The sequence below is a fragment of the Candidatus Tumulicola sp. genome, from assembly GCA_035601835.1.
GTDB lineage: Bacteria > Vulcanimicrobiota > Vulcanimicrobiia > Eremiobacterales > Eremiobacteraceae > DATNNM01.
The window spans coordinates 1-18,540 of the sequence record DATNNM010000006.1 but is presented as its reverse complement, the minus strand read 5'-3'; the positions used below and the strand labels follow the sequence as shown (position 1 = coordinate 18,540).

Sequence of the window (18,540 nt, the reverse complement as noted above, 5' to 3'; positions counted from 1 at the left end):
CGACGAGCGCGCCCGCCGCTTCAACGATCTCGATCACTTCGCCCGTCGACACGCCCGTCGTCATGACGTCCTCGACCACCGCCACCCGCTCTCCGGGCGCAAGCGCAAAGCCCCGCCGCAGCAGCGGTTTGCCGCCTTCCTTTTCTGCGAAGATATCGCGAACCCCAAGCTGCCTGGCGACGATGTAGCCCGGTATGACGCCGCCGATCGCCGCGCTCACCACCACCTGCGGCTTCGCAGGCCTTAGCGCCTCCGCGAGCGCTCCGCAAACCGCCTCCGCGGTCGGCGGGTCCTCGAAGATGCGGAACTTCTGAATGAAGCGATCGCTGTGCAAACCTGAAGATAGTATGAAATGCCCGGTGAGCATCGCGCCGCGCCGCTCGAGCAACTCGAGCACTTGTTGCGGCGTCACGGCGAGGAGCCCGCACCGCCCAGCCGGTGCACGCTCGCCATCTCATCGAGGATGCCGCGCGCCGCAGCGGCGGGATCAGCGGCCTTGGTGACAGGCCTGCCGACGACGATGTAATCAGCCCCGGCGAGCACCGCCGCGGTTGGAGTAGCCACGCGGCGCTGATCGCCCGGATCGGACCCGGCAGGACGAATGCCTGGGCACACGACGATGAAGTCGGGATTGGCGCGCGCTTGCACGATCGCCACCTCGTCGACGGCGCACACCGCCCCATCGAGGCCGACCTGAGCTGCCAGCCCGGAACGGATGCTGACGAGCTCGTGCGGCTCCCTGAGCACCCCGATGTCTCGCAGATCTTCCTTAGAATGACTGGTCAGCAGTGTCACGGCGAGGAGCTTGAGCCCGGCGCCCGCGGCGTTGACCTCATCGCGCGCGGCGACAGCGGCGGCGAGCATGCTTTGACCGCCGGCCGCGTGCACGGTCAGGAACGAGGGCCGATACTGCGCTATTGCGCGGACGCCGGCCGCCACGGTGTTCGGAATATCGTGCAGCTTGAGATCTAAGAAGATCTTCTTGCCCCGCTGGTGCAGCTCTTCGATGATGCGCGGCCCGTAGCCGTAGAACCCTTCGTAGCCGACCTTGTACCATCGGACGTCTGGCGCGGTGGCGTCGAGAATGCGCATGGCGCCTTCCAGGCCGGCCTCGTCCAACGCGACGATCAGCTGCGTCATGGGCCGGGCCAGCGCGCGCGTGCGAAGCCCGGGTTGGCGAGACCCGTGAGCGCCCGCACGCTCTTAAACCCGCGCCGGACGGTTTCGGCGAGCAGCGCAGCCCCGACTTTGGCGGCGACCTCCGGATCGCGGAAGTTCGCCGTGCCGATGGCGACGGCGCTCGCGCCGGCGAACATGAACTCAAGCGCGTCGCTGCCGCTCTCGATGCCGCCCATGCCGATGATCGGGATCGTCACCACCTGCGCGGCCTCCCACACATGGTGCAGCGCCACAGGCTTGATCGCCGGGCCGGTGAGTCCGCCGGAGACGTTGGCCAGGACCGGGCGCGCGCGTTCGACGTCGATCGCCATGCCGCGCAGCGAGTTGATGAGCGACAGGGCATCAGCGCCGGAATCTTGGGCGGCCCGGGCGATCGGCTTGATATCGGCCACGTTAGGCGTCAGCTTGGCGATGACCGGCAGCTTCACGCGCCGCTTGACCGCGCTGACGACCGCCGCGGTCGCTCGCGCGTCGGCCCCGAAGCATTCGCCTTCGCGATCGACGTTTGGGCACGATACGTCGAGCTCGATGGCCACCACGTTGGGCAGTCCATCCATGCGCGCGGCGACCTCGGCGAACTCATCCGTTGAAAATCCGGCGACGCTGGCGATGACCGCGGTCGGCACGCGTGCGAGTTCCGGCGCATCTTTGGCGAGGAAGTGTTCGATGCCCGGGCCCTGCAACCCGATGGCATTGAGCAATCCGGCGGGGGCGCTGGCGATGCGCGGCATCTCGTTGCCGAGGCGAGGTTCGCGCGTGATGCTCTTGAGCGCGATGGCGCCGTAGGCGCGGACGTCGACGATACGGCCGTACTCCGCGCCGCGATTGTAGCAGCCGCTCGCCGCGATGAGCGGGTTGGCCAACACCGCGCCGCCGATATCGACGCTGAGATCTACGCCGTCCACAGCACGTCCGCCGAAGAAAAAACGGTTCCGTCCGCGCACACTCGCGCGAAGTCGTAGTCGCGCGTCTCGTGCGGCGCGCGCGGATAGCCCGTGCCTTGCCCGCAGCCGCGGCGCACGCGAACCACACAACCCCAGCACGTTCCCATCGAGCAGCCGAACGTCTCTTCCATCGAGATCTCGCACGCGACGTCCATCTGGGTCGCGTGCGCGCACAAGGCGCGCAACATCGCGGGCGGGCCGCAGCCGTAGATGATGTCCGGGCGGGGCTGCTCGAGCAACGCATCGATCACGCTGCCTGCGAAGCCTTCGCTGCCGTCGTCGGTGCACAACTTCAGCGGAACACCGAGCTCGCGCAAGGACTGCGCGCCCACGAGGTGCGTTTTGGTGCGCGCACCAAGCAGCATGTTGGTTTCGACGCCGAGTGCAAGCAGACTGCGCGCGAGCAGCCAAAAGGGCGCCACGCCGATACCGCCTGCCGCGATGAGCGCTTTCGAGCCCGCCGCCGGCAGCGAGAATTCGTTGCCGAGCGGGCCGATGCAGGAGACGCGCGCGCCGAGCGGCAGAGCGGCGAAGCGCGTCGTGCGCGTGCCCCACTCCCGGAAAAGCAGGCTGAATTCGTCTCCACGCACCGTCCAGATGCCGAGCGGTAGGCGCACCGCGAATTGGCCGGGCACGTCGAGCGCGACGAATTGGGCTGCCCGCGCGCGCATCGCGATATGGGGACTGCGCAGCCCCACACACCAAAAACCGGGAGCGATTGGCTCCCGGCTTATCAAGGTCGCGGTTTCAACCAGCGGTGCTTCGGAGGGCATGTTCGAGAGGGCTTCGCGTCCCTTTACGAGGGCCCCTCGGAGCGTGAAATGTGATGAGGGTCGCGTTAAAATGAACCAAAGGGCGTCCGGCGGCTAACTTTATTTGGGCATTTACCGTATAAGAAGATACGGGAGGGGCATAACCCGGAGAACGACGATGCAAGGCATACTTATCTTCAATTCATTAGCGGAAGCCGTCGCAAGCGGTTTCGAGTACCTGGATCGGACCGAAGGCGGGTATCTGGTGCGCAAGCGTACCAGCACCGGCTGGGCCCTGGCGCTCGCGAAAGAGAAACGCGCCGCCGCCTAAGGGCGTGGGATCCGATCTGTAGACCCGGTTGACCCCGTATCGGGATCGCTGGACTTTATCGTGGAGCCGGACCTAAAGAGCTTGTGGAGCCGGACCTTAAGGTCCGGCTTGTTTTTCATGCCGCCGCCTCGGGCGAGGTCCGGTCCTTGGAGAAAAAAACGACGCCGCGTCGCGCGGGGTGCGCTGCGCGGCTCGGCGTCTACAGCTATAACGAGGGGATGGCGGTTTTGGTTGCGCCCGTTCCCGCTCGTTTTTGGAGGAGAATCGTTCGGGAAAAACAAGGCTCGGCGACCAAGGTCGTCCTTGAGAAAGGGACTTGTTCACATGAGTATGCGCCATGTTCCCACGGTGGTCGTCGCCGTGCTGGCCTTTGCCATGGGGTTCGCCCTGGCACGCCTGCCGCTTACCGCCCGCGCCGCCGCGATGCCGCTTCAGCCCGCCGCGATCGATCTCGCTGCCATGACTCCCGACGCGATGCCGACACCGGGCACCGTGTTCCCCAATTTGCGCTCGAAGACGCTCGTGGTCGCGGACGGGATGACCACCGCGTTGCAGATGGGGACGGCCGCCAAGCACTATCACGCTGACGCGAACGAAGTGCAGATCGTGCTCGAAGGTACCGGCACCGAATGGTTGGGGGATCATCAAGTGACGCTGAAACCCGGCATGATGATCGTGATCCCAAAGGGGACGAACCACGCGGGACTGACCGAGACCTCCGGTCATCTCAAGTTCGTCTCGGTCAAGACGCCGCCGCAGGATCCGGCCGACGTTCACTTCGTCCCCTAAAACCAGTTTTTGTAGTGCCGGAGCTTTAGCTCCGGAAAAGACTGTGGAGCGGGATCTTTAGATCCCGCTAACTCCTCGCGTTCAGGAGTCAGCAGGACCTAAAGGTCCTGCTCCACGGTCTCGGTCACGCAGGTCGCAGCGGTGCGCGGGCGCGGGTCTCGTAGCGCGTCGTGCGTCCCTCTGGAATGCTCTCGAACAGCGTGAGATGTTCGACGTCCAGACGCACGCCTTGCTCGATCTGTAGCTGCGGCGTCCCTCGGAGCGGCGGTCTCGCGCGGCACAGGGTGACGTGCGCGACGGCCTCGGCGTCGAAGTCGTAGCCAAGCGTCGCAAAGGCGCTGCGCACGCGGCGCGCGCACGCCCCGAAATTTTCGTCAACGCGCGAGCACCCCAGCCATAGCACGCGCGGGCGGCGTTCGTTTGGGAACGCGCCGACGCGATCGAACATCAGCGAAAACCGCCCTTCCGCCGCTGCCGCGTTCGCAAGGGCCTCCTCGACTGCGCGCAGTTTCTCGGGCGGCGTGCGGCCCAAAAACGCAAGCGTGACGTGCATCTTTTCCGGACGCTCGAAGCGCGCCGGCAGCGCCGACGTCTGCAGCTTTGCGATCGCGTCGGCCGCAAGCGTGCGAACCGCGTCATCGATCTCGATACCCGCGAAAAGCCTCAACACAAGGGGAAGTTCTGCGCTCTCGCGGACATCTCACCTTATCTTAATGCGGTCCACCGGGTGCCCCGGTATGCTTGAGGTCTATAGTGCTAACCACCCGTCGGTTGGAACGACAGGAGCACCACCGCAATGTCGCAATCATTCACGCAGGCGCACCCTGCCGATAACGTCAAGCGCAAGATCCTCATCGTCGAAGACGACGTCCAAATCGCCAAAGTGCTCCGCTTAGAGCTGGAGCATGAAGGCTTTGAGGTGGAGGTGTGCGGCGATGGCGCAAGCGCCATCGAACGCGCGCTCAAGGGCCCCGATCTGATCATCCTCGATCTCTTGCTGCCGCGCATCGACGGACTCGAAGTGTGCCGGCGCGTGCGGAAACACTCCTCCGTTCCGATCATCATGCTGACCGCCAAGGACGCGGTCCCCGATCGCATCACCGGCCTCGACACCGGCGCGAACGACTACCTCACCAAACCCTTCTCCATCGAAGAACTGCTGGCGCGCATCCGCGTTCAGCTGCGCGAGCGCGAGCCGTCCGAGCGCGTGCTTGCGCTCAAAGACTTGTCGCTCAATCGCGACACGCATGAGGTCACGCGCGGCGGCAGGCACGTCAGCCTCACCGCCAAAGAATTCTCGCTGCTTGAATTCCTCATGATGTATCCGAACAAAGTGCACACTCGCGACGAGATCTTCAACAGCGTCTGGGGTTCGGATTTCCTCGGGGAATCCAACCTCATCGACGTCTATATCCGCTACTTGCGCAACAAAGTCGACGAAGGCGCCGCCGAAAAGTTGATCCAGACGATCAGGGGTGTCGGTTACGCGCTCCGCGCCTGACGCTGCGAGCACCCTGCCCTTCTTCAAGAGCCTGCGCTGGCGCCTGATCGTTTGGTATGGCGGCGCGGTCGCGCTGCTCTTGGCCGTATTCGCAGGCGTGGTCTACTACGGCGCCGACATCGTGATCTTCAAGTCGGCGGCGCTGCGCGTGGAGGGCGTCGCCGCGCAGGTGGAGGCGATCGCGCGGGCCGGCAGCAACGGGCCCTTTGGACCGGTCTCGGCGGTGACGCTGTTGTCCGACGAGGCGCAACTCGACGCGCTCGCGGGACCGGGGCTGTACATCGAGGCCTTCAACGCGCGCGGCGCGCGCATCGGCGCGAGCAGCAATCTCGCCGGATACGACCTGCCGACGACCGGCTATCGCCCGTGGAGTCCTCCGGAGGGCGTCAACGGGAGTTGGGGGATCGCCGACACCCCCGTGGGCACGGTCCTGGCGCATTGGCACGTGATCCGCAGCGGCGCTGCGCCGCTGGCGACGGTGTATGTCGCCGAGTCATTGGATTCTGTCCGCCAGACGCTGGCCACGTTTGCGACGTTGCTCATCGCGGCGTATCTGGCTGCGATAGCGCTGATCGCTGCTGCGAGCTTTTGGCTCGCGCGCACGGCGATCGGCCCCATCAACGAAATCGCCCGTTCGGCGCAAGAGATCGGCGGCGACGATCTGACGAAGCGGTTGAATTGGCAGGGACGCACCGATGAGCTCGGCATACTGGCGGCGCGCTTTGACGAGATGTTATCGCGCTTGGAAGCGGCATTCGCGCGAGAGCGGCGCTTCATATCCGACGCATCGCACGAACTCAAGACGCCGCTGACGGTCATCAACGGCAACGCGCAAATGCTCTTGCGCTGGGGCGATAAAGACGAGACCGTCCGAAAAGAGGCGCTTGAAGCGATCCGCAGCGAGAGCGCGTCCATGGCCAGGGTCATCAACGCGATGCTGACGCTGGCCAAGACCGACAACCTCCACGCGCTCGCGCTCGAGCCCACGAATCTCCGGCCGATCGTGGCCGACGCGACCGCGGCGTTGCGCCCGCAGGCCGAGGCGAAGGGTCTGTCGCTGCGCGCTGAGTGCGACGGCGACGCGTACGTCATGGGCGAGCCGGGATTGCTCCGCCAGCTCGTCACCAATCTCACCGAAAACGCGATCAAATTCACGGAATCAGGCGGCGTGCAGGTCTCCATGCGTTCCGAGAACGCCCATGCGCTGCTTGACGTCGCCGACACCGGCCCAGGCATCCCGCGCGACGCCATGCCGCAAGTTTTCGATCGTTTCTATCGGGCTGATCCCGCGCGCTCGCGGGCGGTCGAAGGGACGGGCCTGGGCCTGGCCGTCGTCCGCAACATCGTGCGCGCGCATGGCGGTGAGATCGACATCAAGAGCGAGGTCGGCAGGGGGACGACGTTCTCCGTACGCCTGCCGACGCTGACCCTCGATCCTGAGGGGGACGCCCAGTGAACGCCCACGGGCTTCTCACACCGCGCTCACACGCGGCTCACGGTGCGTTCATGTGGCAGCGCGCCGCTGAGGGTAGTGTGAAGGGAGCGGGAGCGGGCAGCTCACCGCCCTTTGTATCAGCATGAAACACTCGCAGATCCTCGCAAGTCTCCTCGCCGCCGCGGCCACGGTCACCACGGTATTGGTTTCCGCCAACGCCGACCTCGCACGCCTCACCGACGGACCACCGGTCGTGACCATCCACTCGAAAGGCAGCGGCGCCATCACGATCACGCCTGGGGATTTCGGCGGCGTTCGTGTGCCCGGCAATCCGCCGGGCGTTCAGATCTCCCGTTTCAACGTGTCGCGCCAGGCCGTCGGCCGCATCGTCTTGCCGCGGCAGATGGGCCGCAACCGCAGCTCGGCCGGCCCGCGCTTCTTCACGCTGCCGGGGAGAAATTTCAACCTGCCGGGTGTTCGCGACGGCGCGCACGGCATCGCGCTCGAAAATTCCGGCGGCGACATGAACGTCGAGGTGCCCAATCACGTCGAGGCGCTGCTCATCAACGCAGGGGCGAGCCCGGTGACGCTCGATCGCGTCGGGGGTCCCTTCGTGATCGTCAGCGACAGCGGCGACGTCACGCTGCGCAACGTGACCGGTCACGGGCTCGTCCGCACGATCAGCGGCAACGTCGACGTTCGCGGCTTTTCCGGCAACGTGCACATCGAGACGGCTTTTGGGCGCGTGACCATGCAGTCGTCGGCCGGCTTGGATCACGCCGAGGTGGTCGATCTGCGCGGCGACGTCGACTGGACCTTCAACGGCGTCGGAGCCGGCGCGTATCGGATCTTCTCAGGACAAGGGCTCGTGAAGGTGACGCTGCGACCGGGCATCGGCGCGACGGTTGACGCGCAGAGCGACGGTGGGACCGTCACCAATTATTTTGATCCGAGCGCCGCGGACATCCGCTTCTTGCGCCCCCACGCGCTGTCGCTTGCGGTGGGCGGTGGCGGTGCGCAGATCACGGTGCACTCGAAGAACGGCTCGGTGGTGGTGGCCCCGGCCCCGTAGGCGTAGCAACGGACCTTTAGGTCCGTTCCCCGAACTCCCGCGCCGTGATCAAGCGCGGGCGCGTCGCCTTCGCGGTCGTCGCGATCTCCATCGGGGCAGCCGTCGCCGCCTTTTCCCCGCCTGCGCGCGGCGATCTCCCACCTGGCATGGGTCCGTACATGCCGCCGATGACGCCGGCGCCCTCGCCACCCCAGACCTTTGCGCCGCTGAAGCCTCCCTTCTCACGGCCGGAGGATGCGCGCGGGATCTCCCACACTACGCCTCCCTTGGTGCCTCGCATTCCAAACGCCGTACCGCCGTCGCCGCAATTGTGGCCGGCAGCAGTTGACTCGACCGCTGTGCCTTGTTCGGTCCGCGGCGGCCTGGTGTTTCTGCCCGTCGTCGTCGACGGACAGCTCAGCGTTTTTGCCCTCGACTTGCACGCATCGCGCAGCCGCTTCGACGCCCTTGACACCCTCCAGATCGGTGACCTTCGCCTCAACTCCGTCAGCGCCGCGCCGACACGCGAGTCGCTGCCGCTCAACGCGGACGGCACGCGCGCCCGCGGCGTTATCGGCCTTGACATCATCTCCGCTTTCCCGTTCACGTTTCGACAGGATCCGTGTAGCGTCGTCATCTTTCGCGACAGCGCTGCCGCCGCGAGGACATTGCAAAGGCAATCGGCAACGAAGTAGCCCGATGGTGCGCATCCGCGACCTATCGGGCATTCGAATCGATCCGATCTCCGTGACCAGCGCCGACGGCGTCGTACGCGGACTTCTCTACCACACAAACCGCGCGGCGACGTGCGTCATCCTCTGCCACGGCTATTCATCCGGCAAGCACAACGTCGATCCGCTCGCCTATCATCTGGCCGCGGAAGGATACGTCGTGCTGGCATTTGATTTTCAAGGTCACAAACTGGGTGCGAGTTCGCTGCCGCTGGCGAAAGCTGCAGACCTCATCGTGAACGCGCTCGACGTGGTGGCGTACGCGAAAGCCATGCCGGATGTCCGACGCATCGTCATCGGCGGCCACAGCATGGGCGCCGCTGTCGCGATCAGCATAGGCCTTCGCTCACCGCTCGTGTCCGGCGTCATCGCGATGAGCACCGCGATGAGGCGCGCGCAACATCTTTCCGGAGAAGGCCTTCTTTCCGGCCTTTCCAACCGCGCGGCCTACGTCGACGGCGCGAGCTCGAAAGAGATCACCGAGCTCATGGACACGTTCACGTCGCGAATCGCCGATCTCGCGCCGAAGCCGTTGCTCGTCGTCGCCGCATCGAGTGACGCGCTCGTTCCGCCGTCTGCGACGCGGTTGCTCTTCGACGAGGCAAGCGAGCCGAAGACTTTCGAATTGATCGAAGCGAACCATACTGATTGCGCGGAGCGCTCGCGCTTCGTCGTGATCCGCTGGCTCAAGACGCACGGCTTTGCGTCATAACCCGTCTTCCCACGAGGTAACGCCATGAGCAGACTCGTCACGGGACTCTTCGCGGCAGCGGCTCTTGCCGGGCTGACCGCCGGCTTCGCGCTGCCCCACGATGGCACTCCGGCATTCGCGCGCGCGGCAGAACCAAGCCCAGTGGTTTCCGTCACGACCTTACCGGCGCTGCCGACGCCGAGGTCGTCGGTTGCGGCGCCCCAAACAGCGACGCCGGCGATCTATCCGACGGCCGTGCCCGCCATGACGCAGCCCGCATCGACCAATGTGAACGCGCCGCCCGGCAGCGTCATCGAAATCGCCGGTGCGGTCGGCGTGCCGACCATGCTCACGCTCAAGGAATTGCAGCGGCTTCAACGCTCGTCGTTGACGCTGCGCGTCGCCGACGCGGATGGCCGGAATCGCTTCCACACCTTCACCGGCGCGACGCTACGCGACGTCATCGCGCTGGCGCAGCCGCGCGACGTGGGCGGCCTCAGCACGTCGAAGCGCGCATACGCTCTCGTTTGGGGAGTGAGCGGATCGCCGGCGCTGGTCGCGTTTCCCGAGTTCGAGTCGGACTTCAACGGCAAGACGATTCTGCTCGCCTACATCGAGGACGCCCGCGCGCCTGCAGACGGAATCGCAGAGCTCGTCGTTCAGGGCGACGCGACCCGCGGCCGTTTCATCAAGGCGGTCACAAAGATACTGGTGGTGGACCCCGGCGGCTAACGCGCGCATTGCTCCGGGGGTGCGCCCTATGGTAAACTTTCTTCTTGGACCCCGTGGGGATGTAGCTCAGCTGGTAGAGCACTTGCTTCGCATGTAAGGGGTCAGGGGTTCGAGTCCCCTCATCTCCACCATCGGTCAGCGGCATACGGCGGTTCCGAGATTTGGGATTTGACTCAGATCTCGCGGCAGCTTGATCGTCACATGACATGTCAATGCCCCGACAATCGCCGCAAGCTGCATCTCGGCACCCGGCACACCCAAAAGATACACTTGACCGTCCTCGGCGACGGGCCATTCCCCCGAGCCGCTCAGCGACTTTAAGACGGCGCCCGCGGGGAGCGGCTTGCCGTCCGCGTCGACGATGCGGACCAAGGCGCCGCCGGGCGGCTGGCTTTCAAAACGCACGATTGCAGGGCTCCGGAAGTATGGCACGGCGATGATTTTCGCGTTTTGAACGTTGGCCGTGATCGGCAGGTCTCTTGCTTCAAGCGCGACCGTATTGGCTTGGTAGGGGAGCAGCGTGGGCAACCCGACGACGCCGTAGCGATTCGTCCTTCCGATCTCTTGGTTGTTCTCATAGACGCGAACGCCCGCGTAGCCAGGCACCTCGGCCAAACCGTAGCTGGCCGTGATCTGACGCGTGAAAAATGCGTGCCGGGCCAGCAGCGCGACTGCGCCGGACACGTCGACGTCATTCGACTGCCCAAAACCATAATTCGAAGACTCAAGCGTCAGCGAACCCGCCTGGCCTTGGAACGTGAGCATGCCGTCGCTCTGATGCGTCTCGCCTTCCTGCGTACGGATGCGGTAGCCCATCCCGACAGCCGACGGCGGGAGGCCCTGCTGGAATTCGAATTGTTCCTCCCGTTGATTCCCCTGCAATTGCATGCTCGCCGTGGCCGAATGCCTCGAGTCGATAGGCAGGACAAAGAAGACGGAGGCAAGCGGGGGCGCGGGGCTGCCGAGTTGCTTGAGGCCCTGCACCACGAGGCTCGCCCTCCCGATCTGCTCGGAGATGTTGATCGTCCCGATTTTCACCGACACGTCGTTTCCCGCGACCTGCGCGGTGTAGGAGGCGGTGAGGACCGCTCGCCGGCCGACCTGCAACGACAGCTGCGCCTGTTCTTGACGCTTGATCGGTGTGCTGGTCTCGTAACCAACTTGACGGAAGCGATCGCTATCGACCTGCACGCGCCCGCCGAACCCAAAGCCCCGGCCCGCGTAATCGTAGCCGAGTACCCAACCTGAACCGTTTCCCGCAGCCGATCCGCTCTCGGCAGCGGCCGCACTCAGCACGCCCGCGCTGCCGAGCGCGACGTTGGCGCCGATCGAGAGCATATGCAGTCCCTTGGAGAATTCGCCGTGCGCTTCTCCAGTCAGCCTGTCGCTGATTCCGAGCCGCTCCGATCCCAAGACCACATACGGGCCGTAGTCCCCGGACGCGGTGCCGTAGTTGCGCCGCTCGAAGCCGGCTTCGTACGAATAGTCCGAGAGGCCGCGCTTGAGCAGCATCGGGCTTGCGTAGTATTGCTCGGTCACGACCTGGCGCCGGCCAAGCACGTCGGTGACGACCAACTGCACCTGGCCCGCCCCGGTGACGACCGGCAGCTGCGTGAGCGCGATGGGGCCGGCGCCGACATTCTGGCTCGCTACGAGCGCGTTGTTCACGTAGATGTCGACCAACGAAGGCTGGTTTGCCGATCCTTGGATGCTCGGCGTCGGAAACGTCCGGAAATACGGGTCGGTGCCGAAATTCGTCGCGAGTTGCACGCCCGTGAAATGGATGCCGCCGCCAAAGGCATTGAGGCCGCTTTGCGCATCGCCGATCCGCAGCGACGTGCGGCAATCGACATAGTCGTGCTGCCACGTGGTGTCGAGGCGGATGGTGTGGAAACGGCCGCCGAAATTCGTGGCGGCGAGGCTCCCGAGGGCGACGCTGCCGCCGCCTGAGACCCCGAATTGAAAGAGCGCCCCCAAGGTCGACGGCGTGCCGGCTTGCGTGTGCTCGTGGACGTCGTAGTCGAAGAACGCTCCCGTGCCGGCTTGGGGAGATGCGCGGGAACCAAACAGGTCAATGGTGGTGGGCAGCAGCTCCGCAACGGGCACCGTGATGTCCAGGATGAGCTTTGCAGCGTCTAACGTGACGCGCCATCCGGGAATTGAGGTAACCGGCACGTACGCGGCGCCGTCGCGCGTGACGATGCGGCTACGCGGCGGGATCACGCGCCATGATTGCAGATCGTCGAAGCGGACGAGCAGCGTGCCTTCGGGCTCTTTTAAGACGATCGCACCCTGGCTCACGGCGCTGCCGTTGACGGTCACCGCGCAGATGAGCGGCGACGATGCATCGACTGCGCTGCGCCCCGGCGATGGTGCGAATGCCAGCGCGAGAGCGAGCGCACACGCCCATGCTGCCGGACGTACCATCTTATCTGAGAGAAGCGACTGCGCGTAGAGTTGCACCGGTGTCCAGGACGGCGTCTATGATGACGGCGCTGCCGGCCGGCGGCCTTGTGGGGTTGACCCGCCAACTGCTCCATTGGCCCGCCAGCACGTAGGCTCCCGGTGTAGATTCGTACAGCGTCTGCGTGCGGCCGATGTCGCCATAAATGATCAAACGAGCGATGTGTGCGTGCTCGTCGCCCTTGTTCTCGACACGCAAACTTATCTCGCTGCGACCGACCGTCTTGGCCGTCCACTCGAGGCTCGGCCCGCGCAGCACGGTTGCAGGCTCCACGAAGATCGGCAAGCTCAGGGTCGTCACAAAACTGACGCCCCTGACGTTATTCACTTTCGTCGGCACCTGCGCGATGATGAGCCGATACGTCCGTTCCCCGGGGTCCGCGACCGGGTGGCGCGACCCGACGCGGATGATTTGCGTCGCGCCCTGCACCATGTTGAAGATCGGCGGCGCTGCTAGCAGCTCGTCGGTGTCGTCGAGCCGATCTTTGCCGCCGTCTTGCGTCCAGCGCTTGGCGTGCAATTGCATGAGCACCGGCGCCCCGGTCCCGTTGGTCAACGTGAATGCCGCGGTCAGATTGGAAGGAGTGAGCGTGGCGCGAAGCGGCATGATCTGCAAGCCGGCGGCGAGCGCGCAAGCCGGCCAAATCGCCGCAGTCGCAGCTGCACACGAGATCAGCAGTCGCGTCCCAAGATGCGCTATGACGTTTCGCATGGTGGCTTTCGACCGAACGGGCGTGCCGGGCACGCCCGCCCCGGGGCCGTCTAGAACGAGACGAAGACGATGACCGTGTCCGTATACGTGCCCGGCGCTTGACCAGTCATCGAGCCCGCCGGGATCAAGCCATACAGGGGTTGGTGCTGAATCGCCCCGTTACCGATGAATCCGGCGATACTCGAGCCGTTGCAGCAAAGGCCCCAAACGTGGTTGTGCGCCACATCGCTGTAGAGACCGTAGTTGATGAAGTTGTCTACTGCCAGCGGGCCGACCCCGCCGCTGTTGAAGTACAACCGCCGTTGAGACGGTGAACCAACCGCGTGCGCGCCCTGACTAAGGTCGACGGAATAGCTTGTGCCGCTCGAGCAGATGACGTCAACGCTGCCCACCCCGGGAATGTCGGGGGTGAAGCCCGGGTTGTATGCCTGCAGCCCGAAATTTAATGAACTGTTGCTCACGCCGCAGGTGCCTACAAGCGTAACTTGCACCTCAACATTTCCGAAGGTAAAGCCTGCCGCCTTGGACGTGGCCGGAACGGTCACCGCGACGAGCGCGAGTAGCGCTAGGATTAGGAATAGTCTTCTCAAGTCAAGCTCCCTCATAAGCGTGTCGATGCTTTATTCCGGCCCCCGCAGAATGAACATCACAATCAAGCAATAAAATCAGAAGCCGTGGGACAAACGCGGTCGTCGCACGGTACTACCTCTGTTCGGTTCGACCTACGACGGCTCCTTGGATAAAACCCAACTACTCTCGAAGTCAAACGCCGTAGGCTTTTCGGCCGGGTTAGCGCATGGCAGGATGGGCCTATCCATACTTCGCATGTAAGGGATTCAGTGATGTATAATCGGTCGATCATTACTGCTTTCGCCATCCTCATCGTCGCGACGGCCGTAGCCGGCTGCGCGAAATCGAACCAGACCGGCGAGCAAACGCCGTCGGCTAGCCCATCGGCGGTGGTCGCGCAAATCTCTCCCGCACCAGCGGTGACCGCGTCGCCGGCGGAGAGCGGATCGCCCGCCCCGGCCGAATCGCCAACGGAAGGCACGACAGCCTCACCGACCGAGAGTGCGTCGCCGGTACAAACCGCGACGCCCACACCCCCGGCGACAATCCCAACGCCGCCGCCCGGACTTCCGCCGGGTTGGGAAAAGCAGTACGATCGGGTCGTCAATGGGCGCGAGGCCGAGCTCGTCGTGCGAACCGGTTCGATCGACAATCTTGGATTCGGCTGGCCGGCGCACTTCACGCCGTTCTCAGGCGAATCGACGCCGGCGCATCCGTGGATTTGCGCTTCGCGGCCCGGCGCCGCGCCGGGAACCGATCGCAGCATGCTGGGCACCGGCGTGACCGAGCAATACATCCACACGCGCCCAGCCGACGGCTACTCTGGCTGCAGCCATCGCCCCGACAACCTGCCGCAAGCGATCCCGCTCGCCGTCGGCGCGCTGCCGAACACGATTCACAAGGTCTTCCTTCAGGTGTTCCTCGACGACTTTCAGCCGGTGGTGTTCCATTCGCATTTCCAAGTGACGCTCAACGGAACGCGCATTCCGAACTTCGAAGACACGATCAATCAGCTCAATCAAACCGGGCCGATCGGCAAGCTCCTGACGCTGCAGCTGCTGCCGGAGTATTGGCCGATCCTGCGTTCAGGCACCGTCAATCTGCTGTTCGACGATCCGACCACCGGTGCACCCGACGGCTACGCGGTCGACTTCGCGCGCATCGTGGTCAATCCGGGCCCCTGGCGCTACGCCGTCACGATTTCGTGCGATGTCGTCGATGCCGCAACGCTAAAACCGATCGCGAAAACCAGCGTTTTCGCCGCGGGTATCACAACTACGACGGGCAACGACGGCTACTGCACGCTGCGCGGCGTACCGGCTGGCATGGTCTCGGTCGGTGCAAGCGCGGTGGGATATGACAGCGCGGTCCAGCTCCTCGATCTCCCGGCCGGGCAACACGGCACGGCACACTTTCAATTGAAGCGGCACAAAGAAACGGTTGCCGATCTGAAACAGCAGATCCAGCAAAATGGAACGGTCGCGATCTACGGCATCCATTTCGATACGGCGTCTGCAAAGCTGCGCCCTGATAGTCTTGCGTCGCTCACCGAGATATTGCAACTCGTCAAGAGCGCGCCGTCGTCGCGTTGGATCATCGCCGGGCACACCGATAACCAAGGCGGCGCGGCATACAATCTCGGGCTCTCGCTCGCTCGCGCACACTCCGTCGTGACGTGGCTGACGCAGCACGGCATCGCCGCGAACCGCTTGACGGCAAAGGGCTACGGTTTGACGCGTCCGGTCGCCGACAACGCCACGGACGCAGGGCGGGCGCTGAACCGTCGCGTCGAAGTATCGATCGTGAAGTAGCGACGACTCCAGCGAGTCCGGCGCGGCGCTAGTTGGTGCTGACGCCTGCCGGCACTGACGAGTGCAGCCCATGCTCGTTGCCTTCCGAGTCCTTGAATACCGCGTATCCGCCCCATGGTTCCGTCCGCGGCTCTTCCTTGAACTCGACGCCGTTCTGCTTGAGCTGCTTGTGGGTTTGGTAAACGTCGTCGACTTCGATGACGATGCCGGTGGAGCCGCCGACCTTGTCAGGCGACCAGCCCGGGGCGCCCTTCGTCAGCGTGAAGGCGGTCTGCGCGCCCTTTGGCGCCACGGTCGCCCAGCGCATGCCCTCTCCCATCGGCACATCCATGGTCTTTTCCCAGCCGAGCTTTTTGGTGTAGAAATCGATCGCCCGATCGACATCGTTGACGTAGAGGGTCACGACGGAGATATACATGGGTCCAAAACCTCTTTCTGCGTCAGCGGGTCACGAGCGCGTGGAGGTCGTTGAGATCCTCGAGGATGTTCAGCGTGACCGCGTCGCGCACGCCGGGATCGTTGAGCCCGATCTCTTTTTGGATCTCTTTGACCGTTTCGTCGCCGTGCTTGTAACCCAGAACGGCCTCGTTATGCTTTCGAATCGTCTCTTTGTCGGTCTTGCCGTTCGTGCGCACCCAGGCTTCGAACTCGATGTACGTCGGCTTGCTGGTCTTCACGTATGCGATGACTTTGTCTCGCTCGAGGCCGAGATCGGAGATCGTCAACTGGTCGAACCCTTTACCGCAATAATCGTGCCCTTCGGGAAGCGCGGTATGGTTGCCGAGCGTGAGCTTGGCCCACAGTCTCGGAAGATGCGTGGCCCCAAGCGGGCCCGCGGTGCCTGAGCTGATGATCGGGATGACCTTAGTACCGGTTGCGACAGCCATGGCCAATGCATCTCCTTTTTACAGCTGCTAAAGCGGGGGATGCGGGCATTTGAACGTCGGCTCGACAAATCCTACGTAGCGAACGGACTGAGGGCGGCGACATGCAGCTTCGACCACTCTACACGGTGCGCTTCATCTATCCGGACGGTTGGGACGTCGAACTGACCGCTCCCGGCGGCACTGAGGAGCATCATTACTATTTCGCGGAAGGACGCTGCGAGGGCACCATCGCAGGGAGATTCCGAGCCGGCAATCATCCGCGACGACGCACTGATCAGACGTTCGCCATGAACATGCAAGGCTTCATCGAGACCGACGATGGCGCTCTCATCATGGTGGACTACCAGGGGTACGGCCGCACGTACCCACCTGGGCGGCGTCAAGTGGTCGGGGCCGCGTGGCACATCGCGAGCCACGAGAAGTATCGATTCCTGAACGACTCGATCTGCGTGATATCGGGCGAGGTGAGGCGGCTTAAGCCGCCTCCGGCCCCGCTCGAGCAAAAGGACATCCAATTGGTGTTCGTCATCGCCGAACTGGTCTGGGAAGCGCCGCCCGACTAGCTTCACGGTAGTCGGGAGCCGGGGGAGAAGAGCCATGAGCGTCCATGTGTACGGTTGCAACCACATCGCCATCGAGGTGACCGACATCGAGAAGGCGGTCGCCTTTTACGAAGACGTGTTCAATCTCCGGAAGCAGGACGAGGGAGAGGGCGACGCCTTCTTCCAGCTCGGCGCGCATCAGTTTCTCGCCATGTTCGAAGTCAAAAGCATGCAGCCGGACCGCACGCGCCACTTCGGCCTCCTCGTGCGCGACGAGCGGCAGATCGCCGAAGTCCGCGACAAGCTCACCAAGAAATACGGCATCAAGCTGATCCCCGGCTTCCGCTGCGACTTCCACGACCCGTTCGGCAACCGCATCCAAGTCGTGGACTTACACGACGAGTCGCTCGTGTGGATGCTGCCCTATCAGGAAGTGCAAAAAGCCGGCATCTCGTTCGGGTAGAAAAGAGCCGGGGCTAAACCGGACGGGAGAATTGCGTTGCCGGGACCGGTCTGCCGAACAAGTAGCCCTGGCCGACAGAGCAGCCGTTCTCCGTCAGCCAGCGCGCCTGCTCTTCGGTTTCGACGCCTTCGGCGATCACCTCGCGCCCGAGACTAATGCACAACGCGATGATCAATCTCACAATGGCGCAGTCGTCGTGCTCGTCCGGCAGGCCGTGCACGAAGAGCCGGTCGATCTTGATCGCGTCGACCGGCAACTTCTTGAGATATGCGAGCGACGAGTAAAAGGTGCCGAAGTCATCGAGCACCACGCGCACGCCGAGCTCGCGGCAGCGGCTCAACGTGATCTGTGCCGCCTCCGGATCCTGCAGCGCAACGCTTTCGGTGATCTCAATCGCGAGGTTGCGCGGATCGGCGCCGGTCTCGTGCAACGCACTCGTCAGACGTTCGAAGAAGTCAGGATCTAGGAACTGTGAGGTGGACAGGTTCACGCTGAGCCGAAAGCCCGGCCGGCCTGCGCACAGCCAGGTCGAATGCTTCAGCGACTCCCGCAGGACCCACTGACCGATCGGTATCATGAGTCCGGTCTCTTCGGCCACCGTGAGGAATTCCGCCGGCTCGGCGACGGGACCGTCCGGCCGGTTCCAGCGTATCAGCGACTCCGCGCCCACGACGCGCCGCGTGAGGATGTCCACCACCGGCTGAAAGTGCAGGATCAGCTCCTCGCGCGCGAGCGCCAAGCGCAGGCCTTCTTGGATCGCCTGCCGTTCTCGCAGGCGCGCGGCGATCTGTTCGCTGTAGAAACTGTAATGATTGCGACCGTCCTCTTTTGCGCGATACATCGCGGCGTCCACGTGCGCGAGCAGTTCGTCCGCGCTGGCTCCGTCCTCGGGGAACAACACGATGCCGATGCTGCCAGAGAGATAGAAATCATGATTATCGGCTTGGAACGGCGGG

At 64.2% G+C, this 18,540-nt stretch carries 23 protein-coding genes and 1 tRNA gene; 12 read left to right on the top strand and 12 right to left on the bottom strand.

What is annotated here, in order from left to right; all coding sequences use genetic code 11:
• The 4 genes from pyrE to VN934_01770 form a co-directional block, all read right to left on the bottom strand.
• Positions 1-412 (bottom strand): orotate phosphoribosyltransferase (gene pyrE, locus VN934_01785; protein HXM17522.1); only part of this gene is annotated, 412 nt, incomplete at its 3' end.
• Positions 409-1,140, bottom strand: a complete 732-nt coding sequence (pyrF, locus tag VN934_01780; GenBank protein HXM17521.1) for an orotidine-5'-phosphate decarboxylase — start codon at positions 1,138-1,140, stop codon at positions 409-411. The genes pyrF and pyrE, both read right to left, overlap by 4 nt.
• Positions 1,137-2,084, bottom strand: a complete 948-nt coding sequence (locus tag VN934_01775) for a dihydroorotate dehydrogenase (GenBank protein HXM17520.1) — start codon at positions 2,082-2,084, stop codon at positions 1,137-1,139. Before VN934_01775 ends, pyrF begins: the two co-directional genes overlap by 4 nt.
• Complete coding sequence (locus VN934_01770) at positions 2,072-2,794, bottom strand: hypothetical protein (GenBank protein HXM17519.1); 723 nt, start codon at positions 2,792-2,794, stop codon at positions 2,072-2,074. The genes VN934_01775 and VN934_01770 overlap by 13 nt, the downstream gene beginning before the upstream one ends.
• 259 nt (positions 2,795-3,053) lie before the next feature.
• Between VN934_01770 and VN934_01765 the strand changes: the two genes are divergently transcribed.
• Complete coding sequence (locus VN934_01765) at positions 3,054-3,206, top strand: hypothetical protein (GenBank protein HXM17518.1); 153 nt, start codon at positions 3,054-3,056, stop codon at positions 3,204-3,206.
• A gap of 324 nt (positions 3,207-3,530) precedes the next feature.
• Positions 3,531-3,995, top strand: coding sequence for a cupin domain-containing protein (locus VN934_01760; protein ID HXM17517.1), 465 nt, complete (start codon positions 3,531-3,533; stop codon positions 3,993-3,995).
• Positions 3,996-4,119: 124 nt separating this feature from the next.
• Here the strand turns inward: VN934_01760 and thpR are convergent, their stop codons facing one another.
• The gene (thpR, locus tag VN934_01755; GenBank protein HXM17516.1) at positions 4,120-4,665 is read right to left on the bottom strand and encodes an RNA 2',3'-cyclic phosphodiesterase; all 546 of its coding nucleotides are present in this window, start codon (positions 4,663-4,665) and stop codon (positions 4,120-4,122) included.
• A gap of 126 nt (positions 4,666-4,791) precedes the next feature.
• On the opposite strand from thpR, the gene VN934_01750 reads away from it, so the two are divergent.
• The 3 genes from VN934_01750 to VN934_01740 all read left to right on the top strand — a co-directional run bounded on the left by VN934_01750 (position 4,792) and on the right by VN934_01740 (position 8,003).
• Positions 4,792-5,496, top strand: coding sequence for a response regulator transcription factor (locus VN934_01750; protein HXM17515.1), 705 nt, complete (start codon positions 4,792-4,794; stop codon positions 5,494-5,496).
• Positions 5,471-6,952 (top strand): HAMP domain-containing sensor histidine kinase, encoded by a 1,482-nt coding sequence (locus tag VN934_01745; protein HXM17514.1) that lies wholly within the window; start codon positions 5,471-5,473, stop codon positions 6,950-6,952. Before VN934_01750 ends, VN934_01745 begins: the two co-directional genes overlap by 26 nt.
• Before the next feature lie 121 nt (positions 6,953-7,073).
• Positions 7,074-8,003: a hypothetical protein gene (locus VN934_01740; GenBank protein HXM17513.1), complete on the top strand. Its 930-nt coding sequence runs from the start codon at positions 7,074-7,076 to the stop codon at positions 8,001-8,003.
• 16 nt (positions 8,004-8,019) lie between these two features.
• Here VN934_01740 and VN934_01735 read toward each other — a convergent pair whose 3' ends face one another.
• The gene (locus VN934_01735) at positions 8,020-8,283 is read right to left on the bottom strand and encodes a hypothetical protein (protein ID HXM17512.1); all 264 of its coding nucleotides are present in this window, start codon (positions 8,281-8,283) and stop codon (positions 8,020-8,022) included.
• Positions 8,284-8,368: 85 nt separating this feature from the next.
• Between VN934_01735 and VN934_01730 the strand changes: the two genes are divergently transcribed.
• The 4 genes from VN934_01730 (at position 8,369) to VN934_01715 (ending at position 10,267) form a co-directional block, all read left to right on the top strand.
• On the top strand, positions 8,369-8,677 hold the full coding sequence (locus tag VN934_01730) for a hypothetical protein (protein HXM17511.1): 309 nt from the start codon (positions 8,369-8,371) through the stop codon (positions 8,675-8,677).
• 4 nt (positions 8,678-8,681) lie between these two features.
• Complete coding sequence (locus VN934_01725; protein HXM17510.1) at positions 8,682-9,425, top strand: alpha/beta fold hydrolase; 744 nt, start codon at positions 8,682-8,684, stop codon at positions 9,423-9,425.
• Between the two features lie 24 nt (positions 9,426-9,449).
• Positions 9,450-10,136, top strand: coding sequence for a hypothetical protein (locus tag VN934_01720; protein HXM17509.1), 687 nt, complete (start codon positions 9,450-9,452; stop codon positions 10,134-10,136).
• A 55-nt stretch (positions 10,137-10,191) separates the two neighbouring features.
• A tRNA-Ala gene (locus VN934_01715) sits at positions 10,192-10,267 on the top strand.
• 4 nt (positions 10,268-10,271) lie between these two features.
• Here the strand turns inward: VN934_01715 and VN934_01710 are convergent.
• The 3 genes from VN934_01710 to VN934_01700 are packed head-to-tail and all read right to left on the bottom strand — an operon-like array spanning position 10,272 to position 13,901.
• Positions 10,272-12,563, bottom strand: coding sequence for a fimbria/pilus outer membrane usher protein (locus VN934_01710; GenBank protein HXM17508.1), 2,292 nt, complete (start codon positions 12,561-12,563; stop codon positions 10,272-10,274).
• Between the two features lies 1 nt (position 12,564).
• Complete coding sequence (locus VN934_01705) at positions 12,565-13,311, bottom strand: fimbria/pilus periplasmic chaperone (GenBank protein ID HXM17507.1); 747 nt, start codon at positions 13,309-13,311, stop codon at positions 12,565-12,567.
• Between the two features lie 50 nt (positions 13,312-13,361).
• On the bottom strand, positions 13,362-13,901 hold the full coding sequence (locus VN934_01700) for a spore coat U domain-containing protein (protein HXM17506.1): 540 nt from the start codon (positions 13,899-13,901) through the stop codon (positions 13,362-13,364).
• 252 nt (positions 13,902-14,153) lie between these two features.
• Here VN934_01700 and VN934_01695 point away from each other — a divergent pair, with 252 nt between their 5' ends.
• On the top strand, positions 14,154-15,692 hold the full coding sequence (locus VN934_01695; protein ID HXM17505.1) for an OmpA family protein: 1,539 nt from the start codon (positions 14,154-14,156) through the stop codon (positions 15,690-15,692).
• Positions 15,693-15,720: 28 nt separating this feature from the next.
• Here VN934_01695 and VN934_01690 read toward each other — a convergent pair whose 3' ends face one another.
• On the bottom strand, positions 15,721-16,110 hold the full coding sequence (locus VN934_01690; protein ID HXM17504.1) for a VOC family protein: 390 nt from the start codon (positions 16,108-16,110) through the stop codon (positions 15,721-15,723).
• Between the two features lie 22 nt (positions 16,111-16,132).
• A complete protein-coding gene (locus VN934_01685; GenBank protein ID HXM17503.1) occupies positions 16,133-16,579 on the bottom strand; it encodes a hypothetical protein in 447 nt (148 codons plus the stop codon).
• 101 nt (positions 16,580-16,680) lie between these two features.
• On the opposite strand from VN934_01685, the gene VN934_01680 reads away from it, so the two are divergent.
• Both VN934_01680 and VN934_01675 read left to right on the top strand, forming a co-directional pair.
• Entirely contained in the window at positions 16,681-17,142 is a 462-nt protein-coding gene (locus VN934_01680) for a DUF3237 family protein (protein ID HXM17502.1), read from the top strand.
• A gap of 34 nt (positions 17,143-17,176) precedes the next feature.
• Complete coding sequence (locus tag VN934_01675) at positions 17,177-17,584, top strand: VOC family protein (GenBank protein HXM17501.1); 408 nt, start codon at positions 17,177-17,179, stop codon at positions 17,582-17,584.
• A gap of 13 nt (positions 17,585-17,597) precedes the next feature.
• On the opposite strand, the gene VN934_01670 is transcribed toward VN934_01675, so the two are convergent.
• On the bottom strand, positions 17,598-18,540 hold a 943-nt coding region (locus VN934_01670; GenBank protein ID HXM17500.1), incomplete at its 5' end, for a GGDEF domain-containing phosphodiesterase.

Coding starts and splice junctions, on each gene's coding strand:
- VN934_01675 (HXM17501.1), top strand. CDS start 17,177: ATGAGCGTCCATGTGTACGGTTGCAACCACATCGCCATCGAGGTGACC.
- VN934_01705 (HXM17507.1), bottom strand. CDS start 13,311: ATGCGAAACGTCATAGCGCATCTTGGGACGCGACTGCTGATCTCGTGT.
- VN934_01680 (HXM17502.1), top strand. CDS start 16,681: ATGCAGCTTCGACCACTCTACACGGTGCGCTTCATCTATCCGGACGGT.
- VN934_01720 (HXM17509.1), top strand. CDS start 9,450: ATGAGCAGACTCGTCACGGGACTCTTCGCGGCAGCGGCTCTTGCCGGG.
- VN934_01760 (HXM17517.1), top strand. CDS start 3,531: ATGAGTATGCGCCATGTTCCCACGGTGGTCGTCGCCGTGCTGGCCTTT.
- VN934_01695 (HXM17505.1), top strand. CDS start 14,154: ATGTATAATCGGTCGATCATTACTGCTTTCGCCATCCTCATCGTCGCG.
- VN934_01735 (HXM17512.1), bottom strand. CDS start 8,283: ATGCGAGGCACCAAGGGAGGCGTAGTGTGGGAGATCCCGCGCGCATCC.
- VN934_01750 (HXM17515.1), top strand. CDS start 4,792: ATGTCGCAATCATTCACGCAGGCGCACCCTGCCGATAACGTCAAGCGC.
- VN934_01690 (HXM17504.1), bottom strand. CDS start 16,110: ATGTATATCTCCGTCGTGACCCTCTACGTCAACGATGTCGATCGGGCG.
- VN934_01685 (HXM17503.1), bottom strand. CDS start 16,579: ATGGCTGTCGCAACCGGTACTAAGGTCATCCCGATCATCAGCTCAGGC.
- VN934_01740 (HXM17513.1), top strand. CDS start 7,074: ATGAAACACTCGCAGATCCTCGCAAGTCTCCTCGCCGCCGCGGCCACG.
- VN934_01710 (HXM17508.1), bottom strand. CDS start 12,563: ATGGTACGTCCGGCAGCATGGGCGTGTGCGCTCGCTCTCGCGCTGGCA.
- VN934_01725 (HXM17510.1), top strand. CDS start 8,682: ATGGTGCGCATCCGCGACCTATCGGGCATTCGAATCGATCCGATCTCC.
- VN934_01765 (HXM17518.1), top strand. CDS start 3,054: ATGCAAGGCATACTTATCTTCAATTCATTAGCGGAAGCCGTCGCAAGC.
- pyrF (HXM17521.1), bottom strand. CDS start 1,140: ATGACGCAGCTGATCGTCGCGTTGGACGAGGCCGGCCTGGAAGGCGCC.
- VN934_01770 (HXM17519.1), bottom strand. CDS start 2,794: ATGCGCGCGCGGGCAGCCCAATTCGTCGCGCTCGACGTGCCCGGCCAA.